A 17,749-nucleotide genomic window follows, 5' to 3' on the forward strand; every position below is an offset into this window, starting at 1 on the left:
AGTTACATACAGCAACTTGAAACTTGAAACCTGAAACAATTTTGAACTTTTTTAGAGCCTTTGGCTCATATTTTTAACCATCATTTCTTTCCATGGTCTAAAATCTCCGGCTAAGATATGTTTTCTCGCTTCACGAACCAACCACATATAAAAACCAAGATTATGAATCGTAGCGATTTGCTTTCCTAAATATTCGTTAGCAGCAAATAAGTGACGTAGATATGCTTTTGTATATTCTGTATCTACAAAAGTATGCCCCATTTCATCGATTGGAGAAAAATCAGCTTCCCATTTTTTGTTTTTGATGTTGATTGTTCCGTTTGCTGTAAACAACATTCCGTTTCTTGCATTACGCGTTGGCATAACACAATCAAACATATCAATTCCTAACGCAATATTTTCTAAAATATTAATTGGAGTTCCAACACCCATTAAATAGCGAGGTTTATCTTCTGGAAGAATTTCGCAAACTACTTCTGTCATTGCGTACATTTCTTCAGCTGGCTCACCAACTGAAAGCCCACCAATTGCATTTCCTTGCTGACCAGAGTTAGCAATATATTCAGCCGACTGACGACGTAAATCTTTATAAGTACTTCCCTGAACAATCGGGAAAAATGTTTGTTCGTAACCGTATTTATAAGGTACTTTTTCCAAATGATTAATACAACGATCCAACCAACGGTGTGTCATGTGCATTGAACGCTGTGCATATCTGTAATCGCAAGGATAAGGTGTACATTCATCAAATGCCATAATAATATCAGCACCAATGGTACGCTGAATTTCCATTACATTTTCTGGAGTAAAAAAGTGATATGAACCGTCAATATGCGATTTAAACTTCACTCCTTCTTCTTTAATTTTTCTGTTTGAAGAAAGAGAATACACTTGATATCCGCCAGAATCAGTTAAAATATTACGATCCCAATTCATGAATTTATGCAATCCTCCCGCTTTTTCAAGAATTTCTGTCTGCGGACGCAAATATAAATGGTAGGTATTTCCAAGAATAATATCCGGATTAATATCATCTTTTAACTCACGCTGATGCACCCCTTTTACAGAAGCCACCGTTCCTACAGGCATAAAAATAGGAGTTTCTATAACTCCATGATCAGTAGTAATACTTCCCGCTCTCGCTTTCGACTGCGGATCTTTTTGTAATAAATCGAACTTCATCTGTTTCTTTTTTCAGTCGGCAAAGATAAGTTAATTTCAGGGAAATTTAAGTAATTAGATCATTTGTCGATTATAAAATTGAGTTAATTAAAAAACAATATGAAACCTAAACTTCAGAAAAATTTAAATTTGAATAAAATCAATTAAAAACAGTGTGCAAATCGGTCAGATTGAACGAAGTCAAAGTCCTCGCAATGCATATCCATCACAATAATAAAACAAAATGAGAATGGCGTCAAATTGACTTTGATTTTTTTTTACAAGCCCAGAATGCAGAGCAAAATTAAAAGAAAACAATATTCAATTAATAACATGGAACGAGATTGCTGCAATTAGATAATTTGTCAATTAGAAAATGAGATAATTCTTTATACTTAATGTAAATATTGCAATTTTCTGATTTCTAAAATATAACAAATCAAATTCATTGATTTCATAACTTTATAAAACACTTAAAATTTAGAAATCATGATAAATTCAGAAGATAAAAACACCGCAAACGAAGATCAAATTGAAAGAAATCTGGAGAATTTAGATTATCCAGCAAACGAAGATATTTATAATCAGGAAGACAAACTTGAGGATATTGATCCAGAAGATATTTCCAGCGAAAGAATCATTAATCAGAACAATCACGAATGGAAACAAAACAGTGACAAACTCGGCGATGATCTTGATGTCCCAGGAGCTGAACTTGATGATGATGAGGAAGAAATTGGTTCAGAAGATGAAGAAAACAATTTTTATAGCGAAAGCGATTCAAATTAATTTTCACATCAAATTTTCTGCAACTATTTTTACGCCGCAAATTAAGTGTGTTTACAACATTTAAAATCGTTGTCATGCATTTAATTCGCGGTTTAATTTTTATGTACAATTATCAATATCTCGAATTTTACCTGAATCTGATAAAAAAAGCGCAAAAAAATTTAACAATTGGAGCAAACTAAAGCAAAAAATGATTTGTCTCCCCGCAAAATAACCTTTACTTTTGCTTCAGTTTAAAATTTTACATATAAAATGAAGCCTAACACACAACAATTAAGCGATTTAACGATCCAAGTAAGAAGAGACATTCTTAGAATGGTACATGCTGTAAACTCTGGACACCCAGGTGGTTCATTAGGTTGTACTGAATTTTTGGTAACACTATATCAAAATATTATGGACCGCAAAGAAGGTTTTGATATGAATGGAATTGGAGAAGATTTATTTTTCCTTTCAAACGGACATATCTCACCTGTTTTTTATAGCGTTTTAGCACGCAGCGGTTATTTTCCAGTTTCAGAACTTGCTACTTTTAGATTATTAGATTCTCGTTTACAAGGACACCCAACAACTCACGAAGGCTTACCTGGAGTTCGTATTGCATCTGGTTCATTAGGACAAGGTTTATCTGTAGCTCTTGGAGCGGCGCAAGCAAAAAAATTAAACAACGACAATCACATTGTATATAGTCTACACGGAGACGGAGAATTGCAAGAAGGTCAAAACTGGGAAGCTATCATGTATGCTTCTGCTAAAAAAGTAGACAACATTATTGCAACTATCGACTTAAATGGAAAACAAATCGACGGAACAACTGACGAAGTTTTGCCAATGGGAAGTATTCGTGCTAAATTTGAAGCTTTTGACTGGGATGTTTTAGAAATTAAAGAAGGAAACAGCATTGATGCAATTCTTGCTGGTTTAACTGATGCTAAATCAAGAACAGGAAAAGGAAAACCAGTTTGTATTTTATTACATACAGAAATGGGTAATGGAGTTGATTTTATGATGCATACTCACGCATGGCACGGTAAAGCACCAAACAATGACCAATTAGCAAATGCTTTGGCTCAAAACATTTCAACTTTAGCGGATTATTAAAAAGTGCTCAGTCTCAGTAGACAGTTTTCAGCTTAAACTTGTCAATTAGAAACTTAGCATCTCAAAAGAAACAAAATGAAAAAATACGAAAATACAGGAAGTAAAGATACTCGTTCTGGTTTTGGAGCGGGAATGACTGAACTAGGTCAAAAAAATGAAAACGTAGTGGCGTTATGCGCAGATTTAATTGGATCATTGAAATTTGATGAATTCAAAAAAAATCACCCAGAGCGTTTTTTCCAAATCGGAATTGCGGAAGCTAACATGATTGGAATTGCTGCAGGTTTAACAATTGGAGGGAAAATTCCGTTTACAGGAACTTTCGCGAACTTCTCTACAGGAAGAGTTTACGATCAAATTCGTCAATCTGTTGCTTATTCAGACAAAAACGTAAAAATCTGTGCTTCTCACGCTGGTCTTACTTTAGGAGAAGACGGCGCAACTCACCAGATCTTAGAAGATATTGGTTTAATGAAAATGTTACCAGGAATGACTGTAATCAATACTTGCGATTACAACCAGACTAAAGCTGCAACTTTAGCTTTAGCAGATCACCATGGTCCTGCTTATTTGCGTTTTGGACGCCCAGTTGTACCAAACTTCACTCCTGCTGACGAACCATTCGTAATTGGGAAAGCAATTATGCTAAACGAAGGAACTGATGTTACTATTATTGCAACTGGCCACTTGGTTTGGGAAGCTCTTATTGCTGCTGAAAAATTAGAAGCAAAAGGAATTTCTGCAGAAGTAATCAACATTCACACTATAAAACCTCTTGATGAAGAAGCTATTTTAAAATCGGTTGCAAAAACAAGATGTGTAGTTACTGCAGAAGAGCATAACTATCTTGGAGGTCTTGGAGAAAGCGTTTCGGGAGTATTAGCTTTACACAATCCAACTCCACAAGAATTTGTGGCAGTACAAGATAGTTTTGGAGAATCTGGAACTCCAGAGCAATTAATGGAAAAATACAAATTAAACAACCAAGCGATTGTTGAAGCTGTAGAAAGAGTTATTAAAAGAAAATAATTTTTACTTTTCTTACTTTATAAAAAAAACCTCGAAATTGAATTTCGAGGTTTTTTTTTGTATTTCTATTTTATCGTAATTATTTTACGCTATGGTGATTTTTATCAACATGAATCCTTAATCTTCCTGGAGAAGTATAATCACCTCCAAATGCAGGAATACCATATGTTTCAGTCTCATCAATATTTGGTGTACTAGGATTATCCGGAATTGGGTCAAAAGGATAATACTTGCTTATACCGGTAACTGGAGCGTCAGCAGGTTTTGTAGTTTCAAAACGAGTAGTATAACCATCTCCATCATCATCAACATCCAAGAAATCTGCGATTCCGTCTCCATCAGTATCATCAGCCAATCCTTCTGGTGTTTTTGGGAATCTTACTAAATCTCTAAAATCATAAAGATAGCCATCATGATTAATATCCTCAAAGTAGTCAGGAATACCATCTGGATCGGCAGTCACAGTCGTTCCTACAATTTTTATATCGTGATCCATTCTTTGGAGACCAAATAATTTAAAACTAAACACCAAAGGAGAATATGCAGGTATCTTATCTTGTGCAGAGGCATAATACGCTAATCCTGAAGGCAAGAACATTACACCTGCTCCAAAATTATCATACGTTATTTCACCATTTGCTGCTGTAGTAGATGTTCCTGTTTTAAACTGAGGAAAAATTTCTCCCCAACCATCAATTACAGCGCCTTGCGTGTACACAAACAAATCAAAGCTAACACCATATCCATATGAAGTATCAAACACAGTTCCATCTAACAAAGTACCTTTATAAGAAGCAAAAATCTTATCTGTATTTGCTGGAGAATCGCCAGTTCCTTTTCTTAATTCTAAATAATAAACCTCGTAATTTACATCACGATTATAGACTTTTCTAATTTTCAAAGGATATGTCTTCTGATCCCAGATTGAAGTCTGCGTACCACCTGCTGGAATTTTTTCTATTACAACATCATAGTTAGCACTAACATCCTTAATATAATTCGTCTTTAAATATTTAATTATAGAGTCATTATCTTTCAAATATTGTTCTTTATAATCTCTTACTTCAACTGTAGGTTCATCATCATCACTCTTATTACAAGAAACCATGGCAATACCAGCGAGCAATAAAATAAAATAATATTTAAATTTATTCATTATTGTTAATTTTTTAGGTGCGCAAGATACAATATTGATTTATTTTTGTAAAGAATTTAACTTCGATTTTAGAAAAATTATGAGAATAGATAAATACTTATGGTGCGTGCGTTATTACAAGACCCGAAACATGGTCACTGAAGCATGCAAAAAGAACCACATCACAGTAAATGGGCAAGTTGCTAAACCTTCTAAAGAAGTTTTTCCGACAGACAAAATCACCTTTAGAAAAGATCAGATTACGCAAATAATTACTGTACTTGACATTCCAGAAAGCCGCGTTGGCGCAAAACTTGTTGATATATACCGAAAAAATGAAACTCCACCTGAAGCTTACGCGCATTTAGAGTTACTAAAACTTTCTAAAGAACATTATAGAAAAAGTGGAACAGGAAGACCAACAAAAAAAGACAGAAGAGATATTGACGAATATGGAAATGAAATTTTTGATGAAGACGAAGAAAATGACATTTAAATTTTAATTCTAAACTTCAATTTCCAAAAAACATAAAAAATTAATTTTCCAAAATTGGAATTTGGAATTTAAAAACCGCAATTCATAAATTTGTACATTAGCAAAAAATAAAATCATGAGCAAAAACATCATCTTAACAAATCAGGAAATCGAACACAAAATCAAACGTATTGCCTATCAAATTTACGAGACATTTGTTGACGAAGAAGAAGTCGTTATTGCCGGAATCGCTTCAAACGGATCTGTTTTTGCCCAAAAAATCGCCACTGCCCTAAGCAATATTTCGACGCTGAAAGTTTCAACCTGCGAAGTTAAAGTTGACAAACAAAATCCACAATTGCCAATTCATACTTCTTTAACTAAAGAAGAATATCAAAATAAAGGATTAGTATTAGTTGATGATGTATTAAACTCAGGCACAACCTTAATATATGCTGTTCGTCATTTCTTAGACGTTCCGCTTAAGAAATTCAAAACAGCAGTACTTGTTGACAGAAATCACAAAAAATATCCTGTAAAAGCAGATTTTAAAGGAATTTCCTTATCAACTTCTTTATTAGAGCATGTTCAGGTTGTTTTTGATGAAAATGGCGATAATTACGCTTTCTTAAGCTAGGATTTCCAAAATATCCTCAACCGTTTCTTCGACTGATTTATCATCAACCGACACTTTATGCTGTGCATGGTTATAATAAAAACTTCTGTCGAACAAATGTTTTGCAATAAACTCTTTCATTTCGTCCTTTTCCATATTCGCAATCAGCGGACGTTTGCTTTTGTTTTGGGCTAATCTATTATATAAAGTATCAATTGATGCTTTTAAATATATAGATACTATATCATCATTTTGAAGCAGTAAATGATTATTAGCATAACATGGGGTTCCTCCACCAAGACCAATAATATAATTTTCTGAAGATTTTAATAATTCCAGAAACATTTCATGCTCTAATTTTCTAAAATAAATCTCTCCATGTTGTTCAAAAATCTCATTTATGGACAAATTTGTTCTTTTTTCAATGCAAGTATCTAAATCGAGAAACGGAATTTTTGTAATTTTTGACAAGTTTTGGGCAATTGTTGACTTTCCGCAACCCATATAACCTAACAACACTATTTTTTTCATATTAATAAAACCTTATAAACTAAGACATTGGCAACTTTTCGTAAAAAAAGACAAATTTATAATAAAAATGCTTGGAAACTTCGAAAATAACTCCTTATATTTGCACCCGCATTCAAGAAACGAATATGACTCGATAGCTCAGTCGGTAGAGCACATCACTTTTAATGATGGGGTCCTGGGTTCGAGCCCCAGTCGGGTCACAAAATTTGTGATTAACAAAATAAGTTTCTTGAAAGCAATGACTCGATAGCTCAGTCGGTAGAGCACATCACTTTTAATGATGGGGTCCTGGGTTCGAGCCCCAGTCGGGTCACAAAGGTCGGGTAAATTATTTTACTCGGCCTTTTTTCTTTTTAGGCCACGTGGAGAAACGGTAGACTTGCCATCTTGAGGGGGTGGTGCTCGTAAGGGCGTGTGGGTTCAAATCCCACCGTGGTCACTAAAAAACATTAAGCTTATTTTACTGTAAAATAGACTTTTACAAATTATTGTAAAAAAGCATTAAAAAAAGGCTTCATAACCTAAATAAAGTGCTTATATTTGCACCCTCATTAGAGAAAACAATGACTCGATAGCTCAGTCGGTAGAGCACATCACTTTTAATGATGGGGTCCTGGGTTCGAGCCCCAGTCGGGTCACAAAACAAAAAAACCTATTTCATTTCGAAATAGGTTTTTTTTATGTCTTTTTTACTTTTACAAAAAATCTATTTTTCATTTCCAACTACTCCTTGCAATGAATCCGGAATAGCAATATTTTTTATCATATTTTCCCTCACTAACTTTTATGATCAAAACTCAAAACCTCTTTCAAAACCCATTCGTTATTGATCAAAAGATAAACATGAGTAAATTTTGCTTCACTTGTAAATACATCTGGCTTATTTATTTCTCTCAAATAAAAATCATGAATTCCGGTCTGAACAACTCCGTAAAGCTTTCCTTCACTATAAAGCGGATACACGTCTAAACTTTCCGGCTTTACTTTTCTGATTGGCTTTTGCGAACCTTTTCCACAAATATTCTTTTTTACATTTTCTAAAAAAGTCTTTTTATCCTGAATACCTCCCTGATCATGATAAAAAACCAAATCGGGATGAATCGCCTTTTCCAAAAAAGCAATATCACATTGATTGAAACTCTTTTCAAAAAAAATACTGTCATGTTTTTTCAAGGTCAAAAACAATTCAGAATCTTTTGCTGCCTGAGCAGAAACACCCACCGAAATATGGAATAAAAATAATGCGAGAATCTTTTTCATATCTAAATTTCTTAGTTGTTATTATTTATAAAAACTTTCATTTCAATAATTTCTTTAAAAGTAAAACAAACCAATTAAAAACAATTTTTTAGAAGCAAAATTTTTCATTTCTCAACAATTTCAAGGATCCACTACACATCCTTCATCATTAACAACACATTTTCAAATAATTACAAAAAAAATATTTGTTAAAGTATTTGCGTAGCCAAATGACTTCATATATATTTGTAGCCAAATAACTTCATAAAATGAATTTAAGACGAGATGTATTTCAGGCAATAGCCGATCCGACAAGGAGAACTATTCTACTTTTAGTGACTTCACATTCAATGACTGCCGGTGCAATCGCATCAAACTTTGATACGGCACGCCCAACAGTCTCAAAGCATTTAAAAATTTTGACCGAATGCGAATTATTGCAACAAACGCAAAATGGACGAGAAGTTTATTACACTATAAATGCAAAAAAAATGAAACAAATAGCCGATTTCATAGAACCCTTTCGCCAAATGTGGGATGATAGATTTAACAAACTAGAAGATATTATGAAAAACTATAAACCAGAAAACTAACTATTATGGAATTAAAAACAAAAATAGAGGCACAGGAAAGCAAACAGGATTTAGTGATTACACGAGAATTTGATTTACCTGTTGCATTGCTTTTTAAAGCTTATGAAGAAGCCGAAATTGTAGCACAATGGATGGGAACGAAAGTTTTAAAACTAGAAAGTAAAAAGCATGGCGCTTATCAATTTGAAACAAGCGATGCAAACGGAAATGTGGTTTTTAGCGCAAATGGCGTAATTCATGACTTTGTTTCAAATCAAAAAATCACCAGAACATTTGAAATGGAAAATTCTCCTTTTACTGCACAATTAGAGTTTTTAGAATTTGAAGCATTAAAAGATAACCGCAGTAAACTTACTATGCAAATAGTCTATAAATCTAATGAACTTAGAGATCAAATGTTGCAATTACCATTTAAACAAGGCTTGAATATGGCTCATAATCGATTAGAAGAAATTTGCAATAAACTAAAATAACTTATCATGATAAAAAGAAACAAGATTATCTATTGGGTTGCTACGCTTTGGCTAGCGTTAGGAATGACAGCAACCGGAATCGTACAATTAATGCAGTCAAAAGACGAAACAGATCGAATGTCGCATTTGGGTTATCCAATTTATTTGTTAACTTTATTAGGCTTTTGGAAATTATTAGGTGTTATGACAGTTCTAATTCCTAAATTTCCATTATTGAAAGAATGGGCTTATGCTGGCTTTTTCTTTGTAATGTCTGGAGCAATATTTTCGCATTTTGCAGCAAATGACAACGCAAAAGATTTTTTTGGACCAACACTTTTAATTGTCCTAACAGTAATATCCTGGTATTTTAGGCCAACGGACCGAAAACTCATTAACGCTTAAACTTATAAAAATGAACCCGAAAGTTGATTTTTTCTTTGACAAAGCCACAAAATGGCAAGAAGAATTGGAACAAATGCGAACCATTGCGCTTGAATGTCAGCTTACTGAAGAATTAAAATGGGGCAATCCTTGCTATATGTACCAAGATAGCAATGTTGTTTTGATTCATGCTTTTAAAGATTATTGCGCTTTTTTATTTTTCAAAGGCGCTTTGCTAAAAGATACTGACGGAATTTTGATCCAACAATCTGAAAATGTTCAGGCAGCACGTCATATCCGATTTACAAGTTTGAAAGAAATTGTTGATTTGAAACCTATTCTAAAAACATACATTTATCAAGCAATTGAAATTGAAAAAGCAGGTTTAAAAGTTACTCTGAAAAAAACTTCAGACTTTCCTGTTTCAGAAGAATTTCAAGCCAAACTAGATTCAGATCCAAAACTTAAAAAAGCATTTGAAGCTTTGACTCCGGGCAGACAAAGAGCTTATTTGCTTCATTTTTCTCAACCAAAACAAGCGAAAACGCGAGAAGCAAGAGTTGAAAAACACACTCAGAACATTCTTGACGGAAAAGGTTTAAATGATTAATTTTCCATTGCAACAAAACCAAATCAAAATGACATCAAAAGATATTTTAACACAGCTAAAAGCTCTTGGCGACGAAAAGGTATTTGCCCAAAATAAAAAACGTGGCGCCAGCGAAAATCAATTTGGCGTTAAAATGGGCGATATTCGAACATTGGCAAAAAAAATCAAAATTAATCACGACTTAGCGCTTGAACTTTGGGACACTGAAAATGCCGATGCCCGATTTTTAGCTATTTTGATCATCGATCCCAAAAAGCTTTCAAATGAACAAATTGCCAAAATGGTTTCTTCTGAAAAATTCGTTCATATTGCCGATTGGTTTTATTCGTATATAATTAAAGATTATTCAGATAGAGAAACATTGCGCAAAGCCTGGATGCATTCAGCTGATGTGATGCTCGGCCGCGCTGCATGGAGCCTTACCAGCGGATGTGTTGCCCGTAATCCTGATGTTTTAGATTTACCAGCTTTGCTAAACCGAATTGAAAACGAAATGCCGACCGCTGCACCAGAAGTTCAATGGACTATGAATAGCACATTGGCACAAATTGGAATCAAATTTCCCGAATATAGAGCTCGTGCTTTAGCCATTGGAGAAAAACTGGGCATTTACAGAGATTATCCAACTTCAAAAGGCTGCACATCTCCTTTTGCTCCAATATGGATCAACGAAATGGTGCGCCGACAAGAATAAAAATCAAAAAACATTGAAATGAAAAATAAAATTTCGCAAGAAGAACAAGAACAGATCATTAGTATTTTGAAAGCTCGTTTTGAAAAAAACTTAAGCCGTCATGCCAATATTGAATGGACAAAAGTAGAAACAAAACTTATTGCTAATCCAGAAAAACTTTGGTCGCTTCTTCAAATGGAAAAAACCGAAGGCGAGCCTGATGTTGTAGCTTACGATAAAAATACTAACGAATACATTTTTTTTGATTGTGTTACCGAAAGTCCAAAAGCACGAAGAAGCCTTTGCTACGACAGAAAAGCGCTTGATTCAAGAAAAGAGCACAAACCCAAAAATAGTGCTGTAGAAATGGCTGCAGAAATGGGAATTGAAATTTTGAACGAAGAACAATATCGCCAGTTGCAGGAACTTGGGAATTTTGACAACAAAACTTCGAGCTGGATTGCAACACCTGAAGATGTTAGAAAATTAGGAGGTGCTGTATTTTGTGATTTCCGTTACGGAAGAGTATTTCTTTATCATAATGGTGCCGAATCTTATTATGCGGCAAGAGGATTTCGTGGTTGTTTAAAAATATAATTTATATTACAATTATTTTACAAAAGTAGTTCTCTCACAAAACAAATCTTTCTTAAATTCGTTTGGAAATAATTAATCACTAATCCCAAATTAGTTTATGAAAAACCTACTACTAGTATCTTTTGTTATGATCACCTGCGCTACATGGGCGCAATCTGCAACGGCTTATTTTGACAAAGCCATGAAAAAAGCTGAAGCCGGAAACACAAAAGGTGCCATTGCCGACTACACAAAAGCCATCAGCATGAATTCTAAATTTGTTGAAGCTTACCAAAATCGAGGTGTAGCCAAACTCAAACTTAATGATTTGAAAGGCGCTTTGGCCGATTTTAGCAAAACAATCGACTTAGACAGCATGAATGCCGATGCTTTTACAGGAAGAGCCAACGTAAATTATAAATTATTGAATTATCAGGATGCTATTAACGACTGTACTTCATCACTTGGCTTAAACCCAAAAGATTATATTGCTTATAATTTAAGAGGCCTTGCTTATAATAAACTTGGTGACAAAAAAAATGGCTGCAAAGATTTTTCAAAGGCTATTGAATTAGGCAGTCAGAGTGCTATAAAAAACAGAGCTACATTTTGTAAATAAAACGCAAAACAACAGAAGCCATTTGTAAAAACCAAAATACAAATGGCTTTTGTTTTAGAAAGACTTCAAAATTTAAAAATATTCCACAAAAGATATTTATAAATTTGCTCTTCAATTAAATTTCTATGGCGCTTCTTAAAAAAATAAACAACAACGTTCAAACCGATAAAAATTCTGGATTTGGAACAAATGCAGAAAGCTACGGCGGAAGATTTGTAAATAAAAACGGAACTGCTAATGTTGAAAAAAGAGGCATGCATTTATTGCAACGCATCAGCTGGTACCACACCATGATTGATATGCCAAATTGGAAATTCATGCTGATCCTATTTAGTTTTTACATTGTCATCAATTTTATTTTTGCCGTTATTTATTATGTTATTGGCATTGAACATCTTAACGGAATCGAGCAGTCACAAAGTCTTTTGACGCAATTTGGACAAGCTTATTTTTTTAGTGCACAAACTTTTACTACGGTTGGTTATGGACATATTAGTCCGACAGGATTTTTAACGAGCGCCCTGTCTGCCGCCGAAGCATTAATTGGATTATTAAGCTTTGCAATTGCAACAGGTTTATTTTTTGGAAGATTCAGCAAACCTACCGCATTTTTAAAATTTTCTCATAATGCTTTAATTTCGCCTTATGGAGAAAACAAAGGTTTAATGATTCGACTTGTACCTTTTAAAAACACCAATTTTACTGATGCCACTGCAAAAATAACTTTAGGATTGAGCCTTGAAGAAAATGGCGAAAGAGTAAATAAATTCTACAATCTGGAACTGGAATTAGACCGAATCAATGCGCTTACACTAAGCTGGACATTAGTGCATCCAATTACAAAAAACAGTCCTTTGTATAATTTTACCGAAGAAGATTTCAAAAAAACACATGGCGAAATTGTAGTTTTTATTACCACTTTTGATGATATGTTTAGCAACACAGTTGCAGCCCGAACTTCATACACTTTTGACGAAATTATATACGGCGCAAAATTTGTAACTATGTACAACAGAAGCAAAAACGCATCCAAAACAATTCTTCATCTGGACAAATTAAATCAGTATGAGACTACAAACTTTCAATAATCGAGCATTTTGACGAAGTTTTAGAGGTTTTTTCATATTTTATTTTATTTTTGTTTATTCAACAATTAAAAATGGTAAACAATATAAAAACAGTTTTCAGTATAAAGGACCTTGAAAACTTATCTGGAATTAAAGCACATACAATTCGTATTTGGGAAAAAAGATACAACATTCTTGAACCAATGCGAACTGATACCAATATCAGACTATATAATTTACAAAACCTACAAAAGCTTTTAAATATTACCTTACTGCACGAGTACGGCTATAAAATATCTAAAATAGCAACTTATCCTGAAGAGAAAATCCCGCAGTTAGTGCGCGAAATTATCTCAAAGAAAAATTCGCAAAATTACGCGATCACCTCTTTTAAAATGGCTATGATGAATTTTGACCAGGAATTGTTCTTCAATACTTTTGACTGGCTCATTTCAGAAAAAAGCTTTAAAGAAGTTTTCAAAGAACATTTTCTTCCATTGTTGAAAGAATTAGGATTGTTATGGCAATCTGAAACCATAACTCCAGCAAATGAGCATTTCATGAGTCATTTGATCAAGCAAAAGATTTTAATTTATACCGAAAGTCTCCAAATATTAAAGCCTACCAAAACAGATCGAATTTTTGTTCTTTCATTGCCTTTAAATGAAATTCATCAAATTGGCCTTTTGTATTTACAGTACGAAATTTTATCAAAAGGATACAAAACTATTTATTTAGGCGAAAGTATGCCAATTGAAAATCTTCAGGATTTAACACGTCATTTTGAAAATATCACTTTCGTTTCTTTTATGACGGTACAGCCTGATCGCTCTGTTATTAATCAATATGTGAAAACAATGGGACAAAAACTCTTATTGAAAAACAATGAAATCTGGCTTATGGGTAATATGGTTGAACATATTGATCAATCTAATTTGCACGAACGCATTCGTATTTTTGATTCGATGGAAGAAACTATAGAAGAAATTTAATATTTTTGTTTAAAGTTTTTGTATATTTGTTAAACAAATGGCAAAAACAATAATCATAATAGGATCTGGCTTTTCTTCATTAGCCGCTTCATGTTACTTGGCACACCAGGGTAACAAGGTAATTATTTATGAAAAAAACCCAACAATCGGTGGTCGTGCGAGACAATTCAAAAAAGACGGTTTCACCTTTGACATGGGACCAAGCTGGTACTGGATGCCGGATGTTTTTGAACGTTTTTTTCAGGACTTCAACAAACAAACTTCTGATTATTATGAGTTGATAAAACTAAATCCAGCCTATAGGGTTTATTTTGGAACAAATGATTTCATCAGCATTTGTGATAATTTAGAAAAAATCAAATCTACTTTTGAAACTATCGAAAAAGGAAGTGCAAGCAAACTTCAGGACTTTATCGATCAGGCAAAAAGCAATTACGATATTGCAATCAAAGATTTGGTTTATCGTCCCGGAGTTTCACCTTTAGAATTAATTACGCCAAAAACCGCATTGAAACTCAATCAGTTTTTAAGCAATGTCAGTCAGGATATCCGTAAGAAATTCAAAAATGAAAAATTAATTCAGATTTTAGAATTTCCTGTTTTATTTCTCGGAGCAAAACCAAACAAAACGCCATCCTTTTACAATTTCATGAACTACGCCGATTTTGGTTTGGGAACCTGGCATCCAAAAACAGGAATGTTTGATGTAGTTCGCGCCATTGAAAAACTAGCCCTCGAACTTGGTGTAACAATCAAAACCAATTCACCAATTGAAAAAATAATCGTTGAAGATAAAAAAGCAACCGGAGTTAAAATCAACGGAGAAATCATCAAAGCCGACATTATTTTAAGCGGTGCCGATTATCAGCATACCGAAACTTTATTAGAAAAAAACCATCGTGCGTATTCTGAAAAATATTGGGAAAGTCGGGTTTTCGCCCCTTCTTCTCTACTTTTTTTTATTGGTTTCAATAAAAAAATAGAAAACGTTTCTCACCATGCTTTATTCTTTGATGTTGATTTCGATCAGCATGCAAAAGATATTTATGATAATCCAAAATGGCCAGAAGCACCATTATTTTACGCTAATTTCCCATCAAAAACGGATTTAACCGCTGCACCAAACGGAATGGAATCAGGTTTTTTCTTAATTCCCCTTGCACCCGGAATTGAAGATAATGAAACACTCCGGGAAGAATACTTCGAAAAGATAATCACTCGTTTCGAACAGCTTACCAAACAAGAAATAAAAAACAACATCATATTTAAAAAGTCATTCTGCAAAAATGATTTTGTAACAGATTATAACGCTTACAAAGGAAATGCGTATGGAATGGCCAATACTTTATTGCAAACCGCTTTTTTAAGACCAAAACTAAAAAGCAAAAAAGTACGTAACTTATATTTCACGGGACAATTAACTGTTCCTGGCCCAGGGGTTCCGCCTGCTTTAATTTCGGGAAAATTGGTTGCTGAGTTAATTCAAAAATCTTTTAGATCTTAAAAAAATGAAATCATTATTCGACGCCGTTTCTTTCAAATGCAGTAAGCTGATTACGCAAAATTACAGTTCCTCTTTTTCATTGGCTGTTAAAATGCTTTCGCCAAGCATACGCGATGCCATTTACAGCATTTATGGTTTTGTTCGCTTTGCCGACGAAATTGTAGATTCATTTCACGATTATGAAAAAGAATATCTTATCGATGATTTCGAAAAAGAATATTATAAAGCAATGGAATTGGGAATAAGCCTAAATCCCATTTTAAACTCATTTCAGCACACTGTTAAAGAGTATAATATTACAGATGACTTAGTTCAGGCGTTTTTGCGAAGTATGAAACTCGATCTTATAAAATCATCTTACAACACACAAACGGAGTATGCTGACTATATTTATGGCTCTGCCGATGTTGTCGGTTTGATGTGCCTGAAGGTTTTTGTTGCTGGAAAAGAGCACAAATACGAACAATTAAAAGATGAAGCAATGCGTTTGGGTTCAGCATTTCAAAAAGTAAATTTCCTTAGAGATTTAAAAGATGACAATCTGATTTTAAATCGAACTTATTTTCCAGGAATCAACCTCAACAATTTCAACGAAGCTGCAAAAGAACAGATTATTAAAGAAATTGAAGAAGATTTCCGCATCGCCTATCAAGGAATTGTAAAATTGCCTATTGAAGCAAAATTTGGCGTTTACACAGCTTATGTTTATTATAAAAAACTACTTACAAAGCTAAAAAACACACCACCGCATGAAATTAGAAATTCACGAATTCGGGTCTCTAATTATACAAAAGCGGGACTTTTAGCGCAGTCTTTTGTGACTTATAAATTAAAACTAGTTTAAAAATTAAGACCAAAGCATGTCATCCTGAGCGAAGTCGAAGGACCACGAGAAGCTCGACAAAGATTGGACTCTCGTTGCGGAGTTACTTGCGGTCCTTCGTCTTGGCTCAGGATGACAAAAAAGAAAAAAAATCTTTAGAGTTAATCTTTTATAATTTAAAGCTAAACTCGCAAAAAATAAAATTATAATTTTAAAACATCAACATTTATAAAATGATTTCTTTTTTAATCTTTATAGGAGTTTTCATGCTCATGGAATGCATTACCTGGCTTACACACAAATACGTAATGCATGGGTTTATGTGGTATTTTCACGAAGATCATCATCAGCCAAAATACGAGCATACTTTTGAGCGCAACGACATTTTCTTTGTCATTTTTGCGACTCCAAGTATTATTTTGTTCTATTTTGGTGTTCAGGGCGGCTTCAATTATTTGTTTTTTGTGGCTTGCGGAATCACTGTTTATGGCGTTTGTTATTTTTTAATTCACGATGTTTTGATTCATCAGCGCTTTAAATGGTTCAAAAACACTAAAAACAAATACCTAATCGGACTCCGAAAAGCGCATAAAATACACCATAAACACCTTAATAAAGAAAAAGGAGAATGTTTCGGAATGTTGTTTGTACCTTTAAAATATTATAAAATGTAGCATATTTTAAACGTTTACTAATAGTCGATTATTTTAGGAACAATTGATTCAACAAGAAAATGAAATTATACAAAATAGAAACCGTTCAGTTTGTAAATTCAAGTATTGAAGATTGCTGGGATTTTTTCTCAAGTCCAAAAAATCTAAAAACCATAACGCTAGACAATATGAGTTTTGAAATTCAGGATTTTGATAATAAAAGAATGTATCACGGACAATTAATCACTTACACCTTAAAACCGCTTTTGGGAATTAAAATTTCTTGGGTGACCGAAATTACAGCCTGTAAGGAAAATGAATATTTTATAGACATTCAACGTTTTGGCCCATACAAATTATGGCATCACAAACATTTTTTCGAACCAACAAAAGATGGCCGTACAAAAATGACAGATATTGTTCATTATGCTCTTCCACTAGGGATTTTAGGCAGTTTCATGAACACCATAATTGTAAAAAACAAACTCAAAACAATCTTCGATTTCCGACGTAACAAAATTGAAGAATTATTCAATTCACAAAAACAGCCTCAAATTACCCAAATTAACGGCAAGCAAAAAAGCATTTAAAGGTTTAAACACATAGAACCATAGTTTTTATAACTCAATAAAAGCATTTGACTTGCATAAATAAATATGGAGATACTTGAGAGCTATGTGTTAAGAAACTAGTTTCTTTTTTTTTTCAATCTTAAATCAAAAAGATA

At 33.6% G+C, this 17,749-nt stretch carries 22 protein-coding genes and 4 tRNA genes; 22 read left to right on the top strand and 4 right to left on the bottom strand.

Going from position 1 to position 17,749, the window contains the following annotated elements; all coding sequences use genetic code 11:
* Positions 1 to 51: 51 nt before the first annotated feature.
* Entirely contained in the window at positions 52 to 1,182 is a 1,131-nt protein-coding gene (tgt, locus tag ACWA1B_RS15785) for a tRNA guanosine(34) transglycosylase Tgt (protein WP_035649585.1), read from the bottom strand.
* A 468-nt stretch (positions 1,183 to 1,650) separates the two neighbouring features.
* Here tgt and ACWA1B_RS15790 point away from each other — a divergent pair, with 468 nt between their 5' ends.
* From ACWA1B_RS15790 to ACWA1B_RS15800, 3 genes are all read left to right on the top strand, one after another.
* Positions 1,651 to 1,950 carry a hypothetical protein gene (locus tag ACWA1B_RS15790; RefSeq protein WP_456908497.1) on the top strand — a complete coding sequence of 100 codons (300 nt, stop codon included), beginning with the start codon at positions 1,651 to 1,653 and terminating at the stop codon, positions 1,948 to 1,950.
* A gap of 252 nt (positions 1,951 to 2,202) precedes the next feature.
* Positions 2,203 to 3,051: a transketolase gene (locus ACWA1B_RS15795; protein WP_456908499.1), complete on the top strand. Its 849-nt coding sequence runs from the start codon at positions 2,203 to 2,205 to the stop codon at positions 3,049 to 3,051.
* Between the two features lie 75 nt (positions 3,052 to 3,126).
* Entirely contained in the window at positions 3,127 to 4,080 is a 954-nt protein-coding gene (locus ACWA1B_RS15800; RefSeq protein ID WP_456908501.1) for a transketolase family protein, read from the top strand.
* 79 nt (positions 4,081 to 4,159) lie between these two features.
* Here the strand turns inward: ACWA1B_RS15800 and ACWA1B_RS15805 are convergent, their stop codons facing one another.
* Positions 4,160 to 5,236, bottom strand: coding sequence for an FKBP-type peptidyl-prolyl cis-trans isomerase (locus ACWA1B_RS15805; protein WP_456908503.1), 1,077 nt, complete (start codon positions 5,234 to 5,236; stop codon positions 4,160 to 4,162).
* A gap of 79 nt (positions 5,237 to 5,315) precedes the next feature.
* On the opposite strand from ACWA1B_RS15805, the gene ACWA1B_RS15810 reads away from it, so the two are divergent.
* Positions 5,316 to 5,711, top strand: a complete 396-nt coding sequence (locus ACWA1B_RS15810; RefSeq protein ID WP_426484059.1) for an RNA-binding S4 domain-containing protein — start codon at positions 5,316 to 5,318, stop codon at positions 5,709 to 5,711.
* Between the two features lie 115 nt (positions 5,712 to 5,826).
* Positions 5,827 to 6,327, top strand: coding sequence for a phosphoribosyltransferase family protein (locus ACWA1B_RS15815; protein WP_426484058.1), 501 nt, complete (start codon positions 5,827 to 5,829; stop codon positions 6,325 to 6,327).
* On the opposite strand, the gene ACWA1B_RS15820 is transcribed toward ACWA1B_RS15815, so the two are convergent.
* Positions 6,319 to 6,837 carry a shikimate kinase gene (locus tag ACWA1B_RS15820; protein ID WP_456908506.1) on the bottom strand — a complete coding sequence of 173 codons (519 nt, stop codon included), beginning with the start codon at positions 6,835 to 6,837 and terminating at the stop codon, positions 6,319 to 6,321. The genes ACWA1B_RS15815 and ACWA1B_RS15820 overlap by 9 nt on opposite strands.
* Positions 6,838 to 6,964: 127 nt before the next feature.
* On the opposite strand from ACWA1B_RS15820, the gene ACWA1B_RS15825 reads away from it, so the two are divergent.
* The 4 genes from ACWA1B_RS15825 to ACWA1B_RS15840 all read left to right on the top strand — a co-directional run bounded on the left by ACWA1B_RS15825 (position 6,965) and on the right by ACWA1B_RS15840 (position 7,475).
* Positions 6,965 to 7,037, top strand: a tRNA-Lys gene (locus ACWA1B_RS15825).
* A 40-nt stretch (positions 7,038 to 7,077) separates the two neighbouring features.
* Positions 7,078 to 7,150: transfer RNA gene (locus ACWA1B_RS15830), tRNA-Lys, on the top strand.
* 43 nt (positions 7,151 to 7,193) lie between these two features.
* Positions 7,194 to 7,276, top strand: a tRNA-Leu gene (locus tag ACWA1B_RS15835).
* A gap of 126 nt (positions 7,277 to 7,402) precedes the next feature.
* Positions 7,403 to 7,475 (top strand) — tRNA-Lys (locus ACWA1B_RS15840).
* Between the two features lie 139 nt (positions 7,476 to 7,614).
* Here ACWA1B_RS15840 and ACWA1B_RS15845 read toward each other — a convergent pair.
* On the bottom strand, positions 7,615 to 8,097 hold the full coding sequence (locus tag ACWA1B_RS15845; RefSeq protein WP_456908508.1) for a nuclear transport factor 2 family protein: 483 nt from the start codon (positions 8,095 to 8,097) through the stop codon (positions 7,615 to 7,617).
* Positions 8,098 to 8,345: 248 nt separating this feature from the next.
* Here ACWA1B_RS15845 and ACWA1B_RS15850 point away from each other — a divergent pair, with 248 nt between their 5' ends.
* From ACWA1B_RS15850 to ACWA1B_RS15910, 13 genes are all read left to right on the top strand, one after another.
* Positions 8,346 to 8,669 carry an ArsR/SmtB family transcription factor gene (locus ACWA1B_RS15850; protein WP_456908510.1) on the top strand — a complete coding sequence of 108 codons (324 nt, stop codon included), beginning with the start codon at positions 8,346 to 8,348 and terminating at the stop codon, positions 8,667 to 8,669.
* Positions 8,670 to 8,674: 5 nt separating this feature from the next.
* Complete coding sequence (locus tag ACWA1B_RS15855) at positions 8,675 to 9,142, top strand: SRPBCC domain-containing protein (protein ID WP_456908512.1); 468 nt, start codon at positions 8,675 to 8,677, stop codon at positions 9,140 to 9,142.
* A 6-nt stretch (positions 9,143 to 9,148) separates the two neighbouring features.
* Positions 9,149 to 9,526 (top strand): DoxX family protein, encoded by a 378-nt coding sequence (locus ACWA1B_RS15860; protein ID WP_456908514.1) that lies wholly within the window; start codon positions 9,149 to 9,151, stop codon positions 9,524 to 9,526.
* A gap of 10 nt (positions 9,527 to 9,536) precedes the next feature.
* On the top strand, positions 9,537 to 10,115 hold the full coding sequence (locus ACWA1B_RS15865) for a YdeI/OmpD-associated family protein (protein WP_456908516.1): 579 nt from the start codon (positions 9,537 to 9,539) through the stop codon (positions 10,113 to 10,115).
* Between the two features lie 28 nt (positions 10,116 to 10,143).
* Entirely contained in the window at positions 10,144 to 10,809 is a 666-nt protein-coding gene (locus tag ACWA1B_RS15870; protein ID WP_456908518.1) for a DNA alkylation repair protein, read from the top strand.
* Positions 10,810 to 10,827: 18 nt separating this feature from the next.
* A complete protein-coding gene (locus ACWA1B_RS15875; protein ID WP_456908519.1) occupies positions 10,828 to 11,385 on the top strand; it encodes a DUF4256 domain-containing protein in 558 nt (185 codons plus the stop codon).
* Positions 11,386 to 11,482: 97 nt separating this feature from the next.
* Positions 11,483 to 11,983 carry a tetratricopeptide repeat protein gene (locus ACWA1B_RS15880; RefSeq protein ID WP_456908521.1) on the top strand — a complete coding sequence of 167 codons (501 nt, stop codon included), beginning with the start codon at positions 11,483 to 11,485 and terminating at the stop codon, positions 11,981 to 11,983.
* A 125-nt stretch (positions 11,984 to 12,108) separates the two neighbouring features.
* Positions 12,109 to 13,071 carry an ion channel gene (locus tag ACWA1B_RS15885; protein WP_456908523.1) on the top strand — a complete coding sequence of 321 codons (963 nt, stop codon included), beginning with the start codon at positions 12,109 to 12,111 and terminating at the stop codon, positions 13,069 to 13,071.
* Positions 13,072 to 13,142: 71 nt separating this feature from the next.
* Complete coding sequence (locus tag ACWA1B_RS15890) at positions 13,143 to 14,042, top strand: MerR family transcriptional regulator (RefSeq protein WP_456908525.1); 900 nt, start codon at positions 13,143 to 13,145, stop codon at positions 14,040 to 14,042.
* Positions 14,043 to 14,079: 37 nt separating this feature from the next.
* Positions 14,080 to 15,546 (top strand): phytoene desaturase family protein, encoded by a 1,467-nt coding sequence (locus ACWA1B_RS15895; protein ID WP_456908527.1) that lies wholly within the window; start codon positions 14,080 to 14,082, stop codon positions 15,544 to 15,546.
* A gap of 4 nt (positions 15,547 to 15,550) precedes the next feature.
* Positions 15,551 to 16,390, top strand: a complete 840-nt coding sequence (locus tag ACWA1B_RS15900; RefSeq protein ID WP_456908529.1) for a phytoene/squalene synthase family protein — start codon at positions 15,551 to 15,553, stop codon at positions 16,388 to 16,390.
* A gap of 212 nt (positions 16,391 to 16,602) precedes the next feature.
* On the top strand, positions 16,603 to 17,043 hold the full coding sequence (locus ACWA1B_RS15905; RefSeq protein WP_456908531.1) for a sterol desaturase family protein: 441 nt from the start codon (positions 16,603 to 16,605) through the stop codon (positions 17,041 to 17,043).
* A gap of 59 nt (positions 17,044 to 17,102) precedes the next feature.
* The gene (locus tag ACWA1B_RS15910) at positions 17,103 to 17,612 is read left to right on the top strand and encodes an SRPBCC family protein (protein ID WP_456908533.1); all 510 of its coding nucleotides are present in this window, start codon (positions 17,103 to 17,105) and stop codon (positions 17,610 to 17,612) included.
* The last annotated feature ends 137 nt before the right edge of the window (positions 17,613 to 17,749 follow it).

The sequence above is a fragment of the Flavobacterium xizangense genome, assembly GCF_054075145.1.

Excerpts from the sequence above, each read along its gene's own strand:
- tgt (WP_035649585.1), bottom strand. The coding sequence starts at position 1,182 with ATGAAGTTCGATTTATTACAAAAAGATCCGCAGTCGAAAGCGAGAGCG.
- ACWA1B_RS15790 (WP_456908497.1), top strand. The coding sequence starts at position 1,651 with ATGATAAATTCAGAAGATAAAAACACCGCAAACGAAGATCAAATTGAA.
- ACWA1B_RS15795 (WP_456908499.1), top strand. The coding sequence starts at position 2,203 with ATGAAGCCTAACACACAACAATTAAGCGATTTAACGATCCAAGTAAGA.
- ACWA1B_RS15800 (WP_456908501.1), top strand. The coding sequence starts at position 3,127 with ATGAAAAAATACGAAAATACAGGAAGTAAAGATACTCGTTCTGGTTTT.
- ACWA1B_RS15805 (WP_456908503.1), bottom strand. The coding sequence starts at position 5,236 with ATGAATAAATTTAAATATTATTTTATTTTATTGCTCGCTGGTATTGCC.
- ACWA1B_RS15810 (WP_426484059.1), top strand. The coding sequence starts at position 5,316 with ATGAGAATAGATAAATACTTATGGTGCGTGCGTTATTACAAGACCCGA.
- ACWA1B_RS15815 (WP_426484058.1), top strand. The coding sequence starts at position 5,827 with ATGAGCAAAAACATCATCTTAACAAATCAGGAAATCGAACACAAAATC.
- ACWA1B_RS15820 (WP_456908506.1), bottom strand. The coding sequence starts at position 6,837 with ATGAAAAAAATAGTGTTGTTAGGTTATATGGGTTGCGGAAAGTCAACA.
- ACWA1B_RS15845 (WP_456908508.1), bottom strand. The coding sequence starts at position 8,097 with ATGAAAAAGATTCTCGCATTATTTTTATTCCATATTTCGGTGGGTGTT.
- ACWA1B_RS15850 (WP_456908510.1), top strand. The coding sequence starts at position 8,346 with ATGAATTTAAGACGAGATGTATTTCAGGCAATAGCCGATCCGACAAGG.
- ACWA1B_RS15855 (WP_456908512.1), top strand. The coding sequence starts at position 8,675 with ATGGAATTAAAAACAAAAATAGAGGCACAGGAAAGCAAACAGGATTTA.
- ACWA1B_RS15860 (WP_456908514.1), top strand. The coding sequence starts at position 9,149 with ATGATAAAAAGAAACAAGATTATCTATTGGGTTGCTACGCTTTGGCTA.
- ACWA1B_RS15865 (WP_456908516.1), top strand. The coding sequence starts at position 9,537 with ATGAACCCGAAAGTTGATTTTTTCTTTGACAAAGCCACAAAATGGCAA.
- ACWA1B_RS15870 (WP_456908518.1), top strand. The coding sequence starts at position 10,144 with ATGACATCAAAAGATATTTTAACACAGCTAAAAGCTCTTGGCGACGAA.
- ACWA1B_RS15875 (WP_456908519.1), top strand. The coding sequence starts at position 10,828 with ATGAAAAATAAAATTTCGCAAGAAGAACAAGAACAGATCATTAGTATT.
- ACWA1B_RS15880 (WP_456908521.1), top strand. The coding sequence starts at position 11,483 with ATGAAAAACCTACTACTAGTATCTTTTGTTATGATCACCTGCGCTACA.
- ACWA1B_RS15885 (WP_456908523.1), top strand. The coding sequence starts at position 12,109 with ATGGCGCTTCTTAAAAAAATAAACAACAACGTTCAAACCGATAAAAAT.
- ACWA1B_RS15890 (WP_456908525.1), top strand. The coding sequence starts at position 13,143 with ATGGTAAACAATATAAAAACAGTTTTCAGTATAAAGGACCTTGAAAAC.
- ACWA1B_RS15895 (WP_456908527.1), top strand. The coding sequence starts at position 14,080 with ATGGCAAAAACAATAATCATAATAGGATCTGGCTTTTCTTCATTAGCC.
- ACWA1B_RS15900 (WP_456908529.1), top strand. The coding sequence starts at position 15,551 with ATGAAATCATTATTCGACGCCGTTTCTTTCAAATGCAGTAAGCTGATT.
- ACWA1B_RS15905 (WP_456908531.1), top strand. The coding sequence starts at position 16,603 with ATGATTTCTTTTTTAATCTTTATAGGAGTTTTCATGCTCATGGAATGC.
- ACWA1B_RS15910 (WP_456908533.1), top strand. The coding sequence starts at position 17,103 with ATGAAATTATACAAAATAGAAACCGTTCAGTTTGTAAATTCAAGTATT.